Here is a 12,079-nt window from a genome sequence, read left to right as displayed (position 1 = left end):
CTTATTCCTTGCTCTCCGTGCCGTTTTGCGCCGGCGCCGGGCGCGGCTTGGTCACGCTCGATGCTGGGCCGGGCTGGGGCGTCGACAGCGGCAGGCCCTGCACGGCCGGCGGCGCCGGCGGGATGGCCTCTGCAGCCGGCGTGGCGACCGCGGCCGGCACTGCTGCGGGAACGGCGCCGGGCGCCGGCTGCACTGCTCCGCCGGCAGGACGGGCGCCTGGTAACACGACGGTCTGGCGCGGCGTCACGTCCGGCTTGCGGCGGAAGTTGGCTTCCGTGCCGGCCGAGAATTCGGCGGCCGACACTTCCGGACGCTGCAGGTTGCGCACCAGGTGCGGCGTGATCGACAGCACGATCTCGGTCTTTTGCTTGTCGTCCGTCTGCGAGCCAAACAGGCGGCCCAGCACAGGGATATCGCCCAGGCCCGGCACGCGGTTGGCCGAGCTGCGCTCCTCGTTGTTGATCAAGCCGGCCAGCACCTGGTTTTCGCCATCCTTCAGCTGCAGGAAGGTGGAGGCCTGGCGCGTGCCGATCTGGTAGGCGGTGGTGCCCGATGCGGTCTGCACCTTGCCGAGCAGGCTGGATACTTCCAGCGAAATGCGGATGCCCACTTCGTTATTGAGGTAGATGGTCGGTTCCGCATTCAGGGTCAGGCCCACGTCGACATAGCTCACAGATTCGAAAGCGAAGCCCTGCGTACCCGGCGACACGGTGGTCGTAATCACCGGCACCTTCTGGCCGATCACGACTTTCGCCTTCTCCTTGTTGCGCACACGGATGCGGGGACTCGCCAGCAGGTTGGTGTCGCCATCGGTCCGGTTGGCGTTGATGGTCGCGCTCAGCGGACTGATGCCGATATAGTTGCGGTTGATGAAATCCAGGTCGCGCAAGGTCAGCGGGGTGGACTTCTTGTCGCTGTTCAGGATCGTCAGGCCAACGGAGCTTGGCCATTCCACGCCCAGGTCCAGCAGCCGGCTGCGATTGATTTCCAGGATCTCCACGTCCAGCATGACTTCGGGCTCGGACTGGTCCTGCATGGCCACGATCTTCTCGGCCAGCTTCACTGCATCGGCGCTGTCGCGCAGGATGACGAGGTTGAGCTTTTCATCCGCCACCACATCGCGCGACTTGAGGATGGTCTTGAGCGTGTTGGCAACGGTCTTCGCCTCGGCATTGGACAGGTAGAAGGTACGCACTACCGTTTCCTGGTACTCCTTCAGCTTGGCCGCGGAATTGGGGTAGATCAGGATGGTGTTGCTGTCCATGACCTGCTGCTCCAGCTGGTTGGTCATCAGCAGGAAATAGATGGCCGATTCCACCGTGCTGTTTTTCAGCAGGATGGTGGTGCGGGCGTCGCTCTTGACGTCCTTGTCGAAGATGAAGTTCAGGCCGGAACGGCGCGAGATGACGTCGAACACCTGCTTCAGCGGCGCCTCGCGGAATTCGATCGTGATCGGCGTCTTGTACGCCTTGGACAGTCCCGTCTCAGGCGACGCCTGCGGCATCTGCTCATTGATCGTGCGCATCAGGGCACGGCCGCGCACATTGTCCGGATTCTCAGACAGCACGGTGCCGACACGGCTCTTGGCCGCATCGAAGTCCTTTTGCTCCAGCGAGGCGCTCGCCTGCGCCAGCAGCTTGTCGTGGCGGTCGGCCATTTCCAGTGCGCGCAAGCCGGCGCGCGCCCGTTCGTTCTGCGGGTTCATTCCCAGCACGCGCTGGTAATTCTGCCCTGCCGGTCCGTATTTGCCTTCATTGACCATGCGGTCGGCCTGTTCCAGCAGGCGCGTGCTGGCACGGTCGCGCGCGTCCAGGTAAGCCTTGCGATAAAGGGCGTTGTCCGGATCGTGTTTGATCGCTTCCTGGTATTTCAACAGGCCGGCTTCCACCTGGTCTTTCTCGACCAGCTCGCGGCCATCGCGATAGGCCATGTCGGCGGCGCAGCCGGACAGCGCCAGCACCATGACCGACAGGGTCAGCGTTCTCAGACTTGGCTTCACTCAATCACTCCAATATTTAGCTGCTGCACCTGGTTCATGGGCAGGTAGGTCAAAGTCAGGGTTGGCGGGGCAATCGCATCTACGCGGTAGACGCCTTCGATCTGCTCGCCTTTATGCACCACGAAAGTCTGTTCGCCGCGGCCAAGGTAGACTTCCCACTGGCCGTCGGCGGCCGCCTTGCCGAGATACTGGAACGGCAGCGGCGGCGCGGTGGGCGGTGGCGGCGGCGCCGGATGCAGTTCCGCTGCGGTTGGCGGCGGTGGCGGCGGGTTCCACGACTGGCCCCCAAAGACCCCGTCCTTGCTCTTGAAGGAGCCTTCGCCGGCATCGCCGATTAATTCCTCGCGCGGCACCAGGCGCAGGATCGACGTTTCACCGGGTCGCGCCGCGGCGGATGCCGGCGCGGCCATCACGGTCGTCGCAGCCGCCGCGGCGCTTGGCGCGCGGGGCGGGCGTCGGTCGACTGCTTCCGCCACGGTATTGCTGGGCGACTTGTCGCCAAAGACTACCAGCGCAGCGGCGCCAGCCAGCGCCACGCCCATCAGGATATGGCGCGGCTTCATGGCTTATCCTTCAGGTACAAGGTGAAACGCAAACGCGCCTCCACGACTGGCTCGCTGATCGTCTCGCGGCGGAAAGCGATATCGTCCAGCGATGCGAAGGGAATCGCAGTCAACGCCTGCAGGCTGAATTGCCAGATATTCTGGTAGGCGCCTTTCACCGGCAGCGTGACCTGGTAGGCAGCCACGCGGCTGGCCTTGTCCACGCTGAATTTGTAATCGCCCTGGTCCAGCGCCAGCCCGGTCTTGGCGGCGATATCGAACAGCTGCTTGACCTGCTGCTCGGCATGGCGTTTCTCGCCCAGCGTGTCGTAGAAGTGGGCCAGGTTTTCGTTGGCAGTCGGCGGCGGCGCCGCTTGCGTCAGCTGGGCCGGTGCCGGCGGCAGGGGCTCATAAGCCAGCTGGCGCGCCTTGAGCGACCACGCCAGTGCCGCGGCGCCAGCCAGCAGCACCGCCAATGCTATGCAACCGGCTGCGCCGAGGCGCATGGCGGCAATGCGTACGCGCAGCATCAGGGCGGCGGCGTTCATCGCGCTCTCCATTGCACTTCGACCTGGAACCGCAAAGGATGGTTCGGGTCCTGCTCATTGACTTCATGGCGCAGCAGGGACGCGCCGCTAAAGAACTCCTGCTGCTTCAATTGCTCGATGTAGCCGACCATATCGTCGCTGTTCTTTGCCTCGGCCGTGATTTTCAGCGTCTGCTTGCGTGGATCGGGATCCAGCGCCAGCAAGGCCACGGCGGGCGTGTTGGCGGCTGCAATCGCATCCTGCAGCTGGCGCCAGGGCAGGTTCAGTTGCAGGATGGCGGCGTTGACGGCCACTGCCTGCGCTTCGGGAATCGCTGTTTCGGGCTTGCGTTCAGGGATGCGCGCAGCTGCGGCCTGCATGCGCTGCTGGGCGCGCAGGCTCTCCTCGCGTGCCGCCTGCTTCTTTGTAGCCTGCACACCGGTTGCTGCGCCAGTTACCAGCAACAGCGCGCCAAGGACGCCCGCCGCCAGCACGGCGGGATGGGCGCGGTACAGCACGGCGCGCCAGCCCGGCGTGGCGAAATCGATCCGCATCGGCTTCATGCTGCAGCTCCCAGGGCTGCGGTGGCGATATGCTTGTCGCTGCTGGCAGGCTTGGCCAGGGCGGCCGGCACTTCGCCGCTCAGCTGGATCAGCGATGGCGGCTCCAGCCCAAGCAGCAAGGCTTCGCGCTGTGCGGCCTGCGTCAGCCAATAATGATCGGCGCCGTGCGGGATCGCGATATGCCGCAATGCCCGCAACTGCCCACCCTCGCAGGCGGCCAGGGCCAGCACATTGGCTTGCGCCACGCCGAACCATGCGCCGTTTTTCAGGTCGCCGGCATGGCGGTTCCAGGCCGCCACGAAATTCGGCAGCACGGCGGTGACAGTCAGTCCATGCTGGGCGGCGCTGTTGTCAATGACGCTTTTCAGCAGGCGCGGGATGGCGGCGGCCATGAAGGGAGCGGCGGCGTTCCAGTCGGCGCTGACGTGCCAGGCGGCCGGCGTCTCGCCGTACAGCGTGTGGAAGCGCAGCGCCGTGGCGCCTTCCAGGTCGGCCAGTCGTGCCGCCTGCACCGGCGGTGTCACCTGCCACAGGCGCACCAGTTCGTCGGACAATACAAAGCAAGCGGCCGAGCCGGCGGCTTGCTGGCCCGCCAGCAGGGCAGCCAGCGCACCAGCAAACACCTCGGCTACTGCGTTCGGCGACAGGCTCGCTGCGGTGGCCACTGAACCCACGGCAAACGCGCTGCCGGGGCCAGGCGCAAACGGCTGTTCTGCCAGCAGCTCCGGCGCCGCCTTGCTCCAGCGCCGTACCCGCAGCAGGCGCAAGGCTTGCGGCGTCACGTCGATGCGCAGCGACTGTGTGAAGTTCTTAAGCATGCAAAGTCACCCGCTTGATTTCCGCCAGGGTGGTATCGCCGCGCCGCACCAGCTCCAGCGCGGCGTGGCGCAGGCTGCGGGTGCCGTTGGCATAGGCGGCGGCCTTGATCTGGCGGATTGGCCGTTTTTCCACGATCAGTTCGCGGATTTCATCGTTAAGGGTCAGGATTTCCGCGATCGAGCGGCGTCCCTTGAAGCCGGTGCCGCGGCAGTCGCCGCAACCCTTGCCTTCCTTGAAGCTGTATTCGTAGACATCGCCGCGCGCCAGGCCGACGCTGGCCAGCTCCTCGTCGGAAGGCGTCACCTCCACCGCGCAATGCGGGCAATTGATGCGCACCAGGCGCTGCGCCCAGATGCCGTTCAGCGCCGACACGAAGGCATACGGATCGATGCCCATGTGGGTGAAGCGGCCGAACACGTCGAACACGTTGTTGGCGTGAACGGTGGTCAGCACCAGGTGGCCGGTCAGCGCGGACTGCACGGCGATTTCCGCCGTCTCGCGGTCGCGGATCTCACCCACCATGATCTTGTCCGGGTCGTGGCGCAGGATCGAGCGCAGGCCCTTGGCGAAAGTCAGGCCTTTTTTCTCGTTGACCGGGATCTGCAGGATGCCCGGCAGCTGGTACTCGACCGGGTCTTCGATCGTGATGATTTTTTCGCGGCCGTTATGGATTTCGGTCAGCGCCGCGTACAGCGTGGTGGTCTTGCCCGAGCCGGTCGGCCCGGTCACCAGCAGCATGCCGTACGCTTCTTGCGCCAGCGAGCGCAAGGTGGCCAGCGAAGGCGCATCGAAGCCCAGCGCCTCCAGCGTCAGCGAACCATAGGACTCGATCATGGCGCGCTTGTCCAGGATACGGATCACTGCATCTTCGCCGTGAATGGACGGCATGATCGACACGCGCAAGTCGATTTCGCGCCCCATCGATTCGACGCGGAAGCTGCCGTCCTGCGGCACGCGCCGTTCCGCGATATCCAGCTCGGCCAGCACCTTCAGGCGCGAAATGATCTGCTCCGCCACGTCGATGCCGTTGACGGCCGTTGCATGGTCCAGCACGCCGTCAACGCGGTATTTCACGGCCAGGCCGCCCGCCGTCGATTCCAGGTGGATGTCGGAAGCGCCGGCTTTCAAGGCATCGTACAGGGTCGAATTGACCAGGCGCACCGCCGGGCTGGCGCCTTCCGACACCGAGGCAAAAGACAGCACCGCCGCCGTTTTACCATCGCGCCGCTGCCCTTCCGCACCCGACACCAGGGTATCGACTGCACGCGCCGATTCTTCCTGCTTGGACAGGTAAGCCTGGATGTCGGACTGCAGCGCCAGCCGCAATTGCAGCGGCGAAGACGCCGAGCAGCGCGCCTGCGTCGCCAGCCAGGTTTGCAGGTCCAGGTCGAAAGGATCGGCAATCACGCCCACCGCCGCCCCATCGTAGGAACGCAGCAGCACGCAGTGGCGCGCCATGGCCTGCGACAGCGGCATCAGGTCGAAGGCCGGCTCGAAAGCCAGCATGTCCGCCGTCTCCAGCACGGCCAGGCCGAAAGGCTGGGCCAGCGCCCGCACCGCCAGGCGCGGCTCGATGCCGGACAAGGCCTCCAGCTCCTCCACCAGGCTGCGCTTGGAGTGCACGCATTGGGCGCGGGCCTTGGCCAGCACGCTCGCTTCAAGTACCGGAAGGGTCATGCCATTTCTCCGGCCAGGTCAAAAATAGGCATATATAGCAGAACCACGATTGCACCGACCACGATGCCGATGGCCGCCATCAGCAGCGGCTCGAAAGTGCGGGTGAAACGGTCGATCCAGCGCCCGATCTCGCCGTCGTAGAAGGCTGCCGACTGCGTCAGCATCGCCCCCATCTCGCCGGTGCGCTCGCCCACGCGCAGCATGCGCAGGGAAATCGGCGTGGTCAGGCCGTTCGCTTCAAAGGCCGACGACAGCGGCAAGCCCGCCTCGATCATGGCGCGCGCGCCCTGCAAGCCTTCCTTCACATTGGCCGACACCATGGCCTGCACGGTATCGACCGCGTTCAGGATGGTGATGCCGCCCTCGCTCAGCATGCCCAGCGTCAGGTACAGGCGCGACAGCTCGTATATCTTCACGCGTTCGCCAACGCCCGGCAGGCGCGCCAGCAGGCGCGCCAGGCCGCCGCTGCGCACCAGGCGCCGCACGCCGAACACCGCGCCGCCGATCACGGTGGCGATGCCGGCCAGCAGCGGCGTGGTATGGGCCGCTGCGAACTGGCCCCAACTTAACATGAGCTGCGACATCCACGGCAGGTTGCGGCCCGCGCCCTGGTACACCTCGGCGAAGCGCGGCACCACATAGGAAATCAGGAAGAGCGATACGCCGCCGCCCACCAGCAGCAGGATGCAGGGATAGATGGCCGCGCTGACCAGCTTGGTGCGCACCAGGTCCACCCGCTGCTGGTAATCGATGAAACGTTCGAGGGAGCGCGGCAAGTCGCTGGTGCCTTCCGCCGCCTTGACGATGCCCACATACAGCGGGGGGAACAACTGCGGCTGCTCCGCCAGCACGGTGGAAAAACGCTGGCCCTCGCGCAGGCCTGCTAGCAAGCGTTCCAGCACGCCGCGGGTGGCCGGCGCCGCTTCCTTTTCCAGCAGCGCTTCCAGTCCTTCCACCACGCCCAGGCCTGCATTCAACAGTGCGAGCAGCTCCTGGCTGAACAGGACCAGCGAGAGCGCCTTGGCCTTGCCGGTGCCAAGGGCCGCACGGCGCGGCGTGATGGCGCTGACGAACAGGCCGCGCGCCTCGACCTGGCGCCGAGCGTCCGCCTCGTCACGGCCGTCGACCACCAATTGGCCGATCGCCATGTCGGGCGACAGGGTGCGAACTTCGAACTGCATGAACGTCAGGCCGCGCTGTGATTACTGGACGCCGATGTCGGCGTTCTCGCCTTCGCCGCCCGGCTGGCCATCCTTGCCGAGGGAGATGATTTCGTAGTCAGCCTTGGCGCCGGGCGCCTTGTACTGGTATGGACGGCCCCACGGATCCGGCGGCACGCCTTTCTTCAGGTAAGGGCCGTTCCATTTGGCCCCGGCGGTGGGCGGCGCCACCAGCAACGCATTCAGGCCTTCTTCCGTGCTCGGGTAGCGGCCCACGTCCAGGCGGTAGGTATCGAGCGCTTTGTCGAAGGCTTCGATCTGCGCCTTGGCGACCGTGACTTCCGACTTGCCCAGCTGGGAGAAATATTTAGGGCCGACATAGGCGGCCAGCAGTCCGATGATGACGATCACCACCAGCAATTCGAGCAGGGTGAAGCCCTTGCTGGCCTTGCTATGAATCCGCGCTGCAAACATCCGAAAAACCTCCGCATGAATAGAACGCAGAGGCTACCACGCAGGTTTGGGTTTCGACAATTTTTTCTACCGTGTGCAAGCGCCTTGTCTCAGGTGAGACATTTTTCGCTCGTTTGTTATCAAAAGTGTCGCGAATTGTTCACAAGTAAAACCGAAAGGCCGAAAGCTTCCCTCATAGGATTTGCCGAACTTTATTTGTTCTTCCTTTATTAAAATTAAATTTTTGTCATTGAATTTTTAACCACATTCAATCGTGCCGTTGCTATATTTCTTGCAACCTGTGCAACACAGGGAAAGCCGCTTTCCACCATTTAAAAGAGCAAGGGAACGCAACATCATGAACCGCTATTTCACCCGCATCAAACTGGCTGCCTGCACACTGGCCGGAGCCGCCGCCATGCTGGCCGCACCGGCCCACGCCGATGTCGCCAGCTTCGACTCGCTGGCGCCCATGGTCTACAACCATGGCGAACAATTCCACGACGGCGGCCTGACTTTCACCTCCCGCATTTCGGCCTATGTCCAGTCGCTGGGCGTCGTCGACGGCCTGGGCGGCGAAATCCTCAGTGGCAGCAATCCCAATAGCTGCGGCGCGGTGATCGATTGCCCGTCCGGCAACAGCAGCATGTATTACGCCGGCTGGAATGATGGTTCGCTTGACGTCACCCGCCCTGGCGGCCTGTATTCGCTGCACTCGCTGCGCTTCTCGTTCTTCGCACCGGTCGGCGGCCAGCCGGACGGCAGCTACGGCCAGCTGGTGCTGAACGCCATCACCGCAGATGGCAGCAGCGTGCAGCGCCGCGCCGATTTCGCCGGCCAGGACGCCGACGGCCACTTCATGTTCTCCACCTGGAACCTGGACGGCGACTTCGCCGGCCTGCAGCTGCGCAGCATGAACATCAGCGCCTGCCTGTTCGACGGCTTGGGCGGCTGCTTCAATATGGCCGACTGGGCGCCTTACGCCGCACAGTTTGCCATCGACGACCTGGATGTCGCTGTGCCGCTGCCGGGCACCGCCCCGCTGCTGTTGCTGGGCCTTGCCGGCCTGGCCGCCACCCGCCGCCGCCGCGCCCCACGCGCCTGATCACCGGATCCCAAAAGGATAAGAACATGAAACTGCGTCCCCTGACCCTGGCCGTTATCGCCGTGCTGTCCGGCCTGTCCCTGCAAGCCGGCGCCGAAGAAGCGCGCCACTCCTATATCGTGCAACTGGCCGATGCGCCGGTCGCCAACTACACCGGCGGCGTGAACGGCCTGGCCGCCACCAAGCCGGCCGCCGGCACCCGCCTCGATGTCACTGCCCAGAACGTGCAGGACTACATCGCCTACCTGGACCAGCAGCAGAACAGCGCGACGGCCGTGGTGCCGGATGCCCAGATCATCCACAAGTACAAGCTGGTGCTGAACGGCTTCGCCGCACGCCTGACCGATGCCGAAGTGCGCGCCCTGAAAAAATCCAGCGCCGTCGCCAGCATCAGCGCCGACGAGGCGCGCTCCCTCGACACCAACTACACGCCGAAATTCCTCGGCCTGGACGCGCCGGGCGACGGCCTGTGGGCCAAGGCGGGCGGCGTCGACAAGGCCGGCGAGAACGTCATCATCGGCGTGGTCGACGGCGGCGTCTGGCCTGAGCACACTTCCTATGCCGACCGCGTCGACGACCAGGGCAAGCCCACCTTCGACGTCAGCGGCACCCTGGTGTACGACGCGCCAACCGGCTGGAACGGCGCCTGCGTCACGGGCGAAGGCTTCACCGCCTCCCATTGCAACAACAAGCTGATTGGCGCGCGCTACTTCAACGCCGGCTTCCTGGCCAGCGGCAAGCCGCTGCACTGGACCGACTTCGTCTCGCCGCGCGACTCGATCGCGGGCGCCACCGGCCATGGCGGTCACGGCGACCACACCTCCACCACCGCCGGCGGCAACTTTGGCGCCGTCGGCAAGCTGTCGGGCATCCCGATCGGCAGCATGTCGGGCATGGCGCCGCGCGCCCGCCTGGCCATGTACAAGGTGTGCTGGACCTATCCTGACGCCACCGCCACCGACGGCACCGGCAGCAAGAACTCCTGCTTCAACTCCGACAGCGTGGCCGCCATCGACCAGGCCGTGGCGGACGGCGTGCACGTGCTGAATTTCTCCATCAGCGGCTCGCAGACCAGCGTCACCGACCCGGTTGAAATGGCCTTCTTCAATGCAGCTGCGGCCGGGGTCTTCGTCGCCGCGTCGGCCGGCAACTCCGGCCCGACCAATGCCGTGGCCCACCTCTCGCCATGGCTGACCACCGTGGCGGCCTCCACCCACAACCGCGCCAGCATCGCCACCGTCAGCCTGGTGGGCGGCTCCAGCTACACCGGCGCTTCCTACAACCAGACCCCGCTGCCGGATACCCCGACCATCCTGGCGCGCGACGCCGCCATCAAGCCATATGCCCAGTTGAGCACTGCCGACAAGGCCGCCGCCCGCCTGTGCTACACCGCAGCCGACCGCGTCACCTACGGCGGCGGTCCGGACGCCGCCCTCGACCCGGCCAAGGCCAGCGGCAAGGTGCTGCTCTGCGAACGGGGCAACAGCGCCCGCGTCGACAAATCGCGCGCCGTCAAGGAAGCCGGCGGCGTCGGCATGATCCTGATGGACACCTCCGCCACCCAGGCGCCGGTGGCCGACCCGCACAGCATCCCGGCCGTGCACCTGAACTTTGCCGACGGCAGCGCCGCCCGCACCTGGATTGCCGGCCACGCCGATGCCGCCAGCAATATCGGCAAGTCGGTGCTGACCACCAGTGCCGTACCGGCGCCGCAAATGGCCAGCTTCTCCTCGCGCGGCCCGAACAAGCATAACGCCAACATCCTCAAGCCGGACCTGACCGCGCCTGGCGTGGACATCCTGGCCGCCGTCACGGCCGACTACAACAACCCGGCCGACCGCGACGCAATCGCCAACGGCACCCTGGTCCCGGATGCCAACTGGGCCAGCTACCAGGGCACCTCGATGTCCAGCCCGCACGTAGCCGGCCTGGGCGCCCTGCTGCGCCAGGCCCACCCCGACTGGTCGCCGGCCGCCATCAAGTCGGCACTGATGACCACCGCCTACGACACCTTTGCCGACGGCCAGCCAGGCATGGCGGCCGGCACCCTGCCATGGGGCCAGGGCGCAGGCCACGTTCGCCCGAACAAGGCAACCGACCCGGGCCTGGTGTATGACTCCGGCCCCGTCGACTGGATCCGCTTCATGTGCGGCATCCCGGGCACCCTGTCGGCCAGCTTCTGCTCGCCGTACGGCACCATCCAGCCGTACAACCTGAACCTGGCTTCGCTGACTGCATCGGCCGTGCTGGGCAAGCTGACCATGACCCGTACCGTCACCAACGTCGGCAGCCAGGAGGCGACCTACACCGCCAACGCGAGCCTGCCCGGCTTCACCGTGGTGGTCAGCCCATCCAGCCTGACGCTGGCGCCAGGCGCCAAGGCCAGCTTCACGGTCAGCCTGACCAATGTCAGCGCAGCGGCCAATACCTGGTCGTACGGCAGCCTGACCTGGGCCGACAACGCCGGCCACGTGGTACGCAGCCCGCTGACCGCGCGCCCGGCCATGATCTCGGTGCCGTCCAAGGTGTATAACGAAGCCGCCACCGGCAGCACCTCCTTCACCATCGGCGCCGGCTTCACCGGCCCGCTGGCAGCGTCGAAAGGCGGCCTGAAACCGGCCACCCGCAGCGCGGCAACCGTCAGCACCGACGCCTCCGGCGACGGCGGCCTGGCGGCCTGCAAGGCTGGCGGCAATGCCGGCGTCCGGACGCACACCGTAACCGTCCCGGCCAACGCCCTGGTGGCGCGCTTCGCGCTGTACGACGTGGACACTTCCGGCTACCAGGCCGGCGACCACGACGACCTGGACCTGCTGGTATTGAACAGCGCCGGCACCCAGGTTGGCAGCAGCGGCGGCTCGACCTCCAACGAAATGGTGACCCTGAACCAGCCGGCAGCCGGCGACTACAAGGTATGCGTGGTTGGCTACGCCCCGCTGGGCGGCAGCGCCAACTACACGCTGTCTTCGTGGACCGTGGCCAAGGATGAAATGGGCGGCAACCTCAAAGTCGGCCTGCCATCGATGGTGTTCACCGGCGCCACCGCCACCATCGGCGCCTCCTGGTCCGGCCTGGGCAGCGCCAAGCACCTCGGCGCTGTCGTGTTCACCGCCCCGGGCGGCACTACCACCAGCACCCTGCTGGAAGTGGACACCACCGTCCCGATCCCTGAGCAAACCCAGGAACGCAACGTGGCTGGCGCCCGCAACTAAGCCGACGCCATGCCTTCAGGAC

Annotated in this window: 10 protein-coding genes; 2 read left to right on the top strand and 8 right to left on the bottom strand. The window is 65.8% G+C overall.

Going from position 1 to position 12,079, the window contains the following annotated elements:
- Position 1: 1 nt before the first annotated feature.
- Genes GM658_RS08950 through gspG form a run of 8 tightly spaced genes read right to left on the bottom strand, consistent with a single transcriptional unit; the run spans position 2 to position 7,761 of the window.
- Positions 2 to 1,999 carry a secretin GspD/PilQ domain-containing protein gene (locus GM658_RS08950; RefSeq protein WP_371865066.1) on the bottom strand — a complete coding sequence of 666 codons (1,998 nt, stop codon included), beginning with the start codon at positions 1,997 to 1,999 and terminating at the stop codon, positions 2 to 4.
- A complete protein-coding gene (locus GM658_RS08945) occupies positions 1,996 to 2,562 on the bottom strand; it encodes a hypothetical protein (RefSeq protein WP_155453660.1) in 567 nt (188 codons plus the stop codon). The genes GM658_RS08950 and GM658_RS08945 overlap by 4 nt, the downstream gene beginning before the upstream one ends.
- Positions 2,559 to 3,089 carry a hypothetical protein gene (locus GM658_RS08940; RefSeq protein WP_229416824.1) on the bottom strand — a complete coding sequence of 177 codons (531 nt, stop codon included), beginning with the start codon at positions 3,087 to 3,089 and terminating at the stop codon, positions 2,559 to 2,561. Before GM658_RS08940 ends, GM658_RS08945 begins: the two co-directional genes overlap by 4 nt.
- The gene (locus GM658_RS08935; RefSeq protein WP_155453658.1) at positions 3,086 to 3,631 is read right to left on the bottom strand and encodes a hypothetical protein; all 546 of its coding nucleotides are present in this window, start codon (positions 3,629 to 3,631) and stop codon (positions 3,086 to 3,088) included. The genes GM658_RS08940 and GM658_RS08935 overlap by 4 nt, the downstream gene beginning before the upstream one ends.
- Positions 3,628 to 4,449, bottom strand: coding sequence for a hypothetical protein (locus tag GM658_RS08930; RefSeq protein ID WP_155453657.1), 822 nt, complete (start codon positions 4,447 to 4,449; stop codon positions 3,628 to 3,630). Before GM658_RS08930 ends, GM658_RS08935 begins: the two co-directional genes overlap by 4 nt.
- On the bottom strand, positions 4,442 to 6,127 hold the full coding sequence (locus GM658_RS08925) for a GspE/PulE family protein (RefSeq protein ID WP_155453656.1): 1,686 nt from the start codon (positions 6,125 to 6,127) through the stop codon (positions 4,442 to 4,444). Before GM658_RS08925 ends, GM658_RS08930 begins: the two co-directional genes overlap by 8 nt.
- Complete coding sequence (locus GM658_RS08920; protein WP_155453655.1) at positions 6,124 to 7,308, bottom strand: type II secretion system F family protein; 1,185 nt, start codon at positions 7,306 to 7,308, stop codon at positions 6,124 to 6,126. Before GM658_RS08920 ends, GM658_RS08925 begins: the two co-directional genes overlap by 4 nt.
- A gap of 21 nt (positions 7,309 to 7,329) precedes the next feature.
- Positions 7,330 to 7,761: a type II secretion system major pseudopilin GspG gene (gene gspG / locus GM658_RS08915; RefSeq protein ID WP_155453654.1), complete on the bottom strand. Its 432-nt coding sequence runs from the start codon at positions 7,759 to 7,761 to the stop codon at positions 7,330 to 7,332.
- Between the two features lie 337 nt (positions 7,762 to 8,098).
- Between gspG and GM658_RS08910 the strand changes: the two genes are divergently transcribed.
- The gene (locus GM658_RS08910) at positions 8,099 to 8,845 is read left to right on the top strand and encodes an NF038120 family PEP-CTERM protein (protein ID WP_155453653.1); all 747 of its coding nucleotides are present in this window, start codon (positions 8,099 to 8,101) and stop codon (positions 8,843 to 8,845) included.
- Positions 8,846 to 8,871: 26 nt separating this feature from the next.
- Positions 8,872 to 12,057: a S8 family serine peptidase gene (locus tag GM658_RS08905; RefSeq protein ID WP_155453652.1), complete on the top strand. Its 3,186-nt coding sequence runs from the start codon at positions 8,872 to 8,874 to the stop codon at positions 12,055 to 12,057.
- Positions 12,058 to 12,079: the final 22 nt, after the last annotated feature.

Origin of the sequence: Massilia eburnea (assembly GCF_009720745.1) — a bacterium.
Taxonomy (GTDB): Bacteria; Pseudomonadota; Gammaproteobacteria; order Burkholderiales; family Burkholderiaceae_D; genus Rugamonas; species Rugamonas eburnea.
The sequence above is the reverse complement of the archived record's forward strand: the minus strand, read 5'-3'. Positions and strand labels throughout refer to the sequence as shown.

What these genes read in the sequence shown, in the direction of transcription:
- GM658_RS08945 (WP_155453660.1), bottom strand. Translation starts at nt 2,562, where the DNA reads ATGAAGCCGCGCCATATCCTGATGGGCGTGGCGCTGGCTGGCGCCGCT.
- GM658_RS08940 (WP_229416824.1), bottom strand. Translation starts at nt 3,089, where the DNA reads ATGAACGCCGCCGCCCTGATGCTGCGCGTACGCATTGCCGCCATGCGC.
- GM658_RS08935 (WP_155453658.1), bottom strand. Translation starts at nt 3,631, where the DNA reads ATGAAGCCGATGCGGATCGATTTCGCCACGCCGGGCTGGCGCGCCGTG.
- GM658_RS08930 (WP_155453657.1), bottom strand. Translation starts at nt 4,449, where the DNA reads ATGCTTAAGAACTTCACACAGTCGCTGCGCATCGACGTGACGCCGCAA.
- GM658_RS08925 (WP_155453656.1), bottom strand. Translation starts at nt 6,127, where the DNA reads ATGACCCTTCCGGTACTTGAAGCGAGCGTGCTGGCCAAGGCCCGCGCC.
- GM658_RS08920 (WP_155453655.1), bottom strand. Translation starts at nt 7,308, where the DNA reads ATGCAGTTCGAAGTTCGCACCCTGTCGCCCGACATGGCGATCGGCCAA.
- gspG (WP_155453654.1), bottom strand. Translation starts at nt 7,761, where the DNA reads ATGTTTGCAGCGCGGATTCATAGCAAGGCCAGCAAGGGCTTCACCCTG.
- GM658_RS08910 (WP_155453653.1), top strand. Translation starts at nt 8,099, where the DNA reads ATGAACCGCTATTTCACCCGCATCAAACTGGCTGCCTGCACACTGGCC.
- GM658_RS08905 (WP_155453652.1), top strand. Translation starts at nt 8,872, where the DNA reads ATGAAACTGCGTCCCCTGACCCTGGCCGTTATCGCCGTGCTGTCCGGC.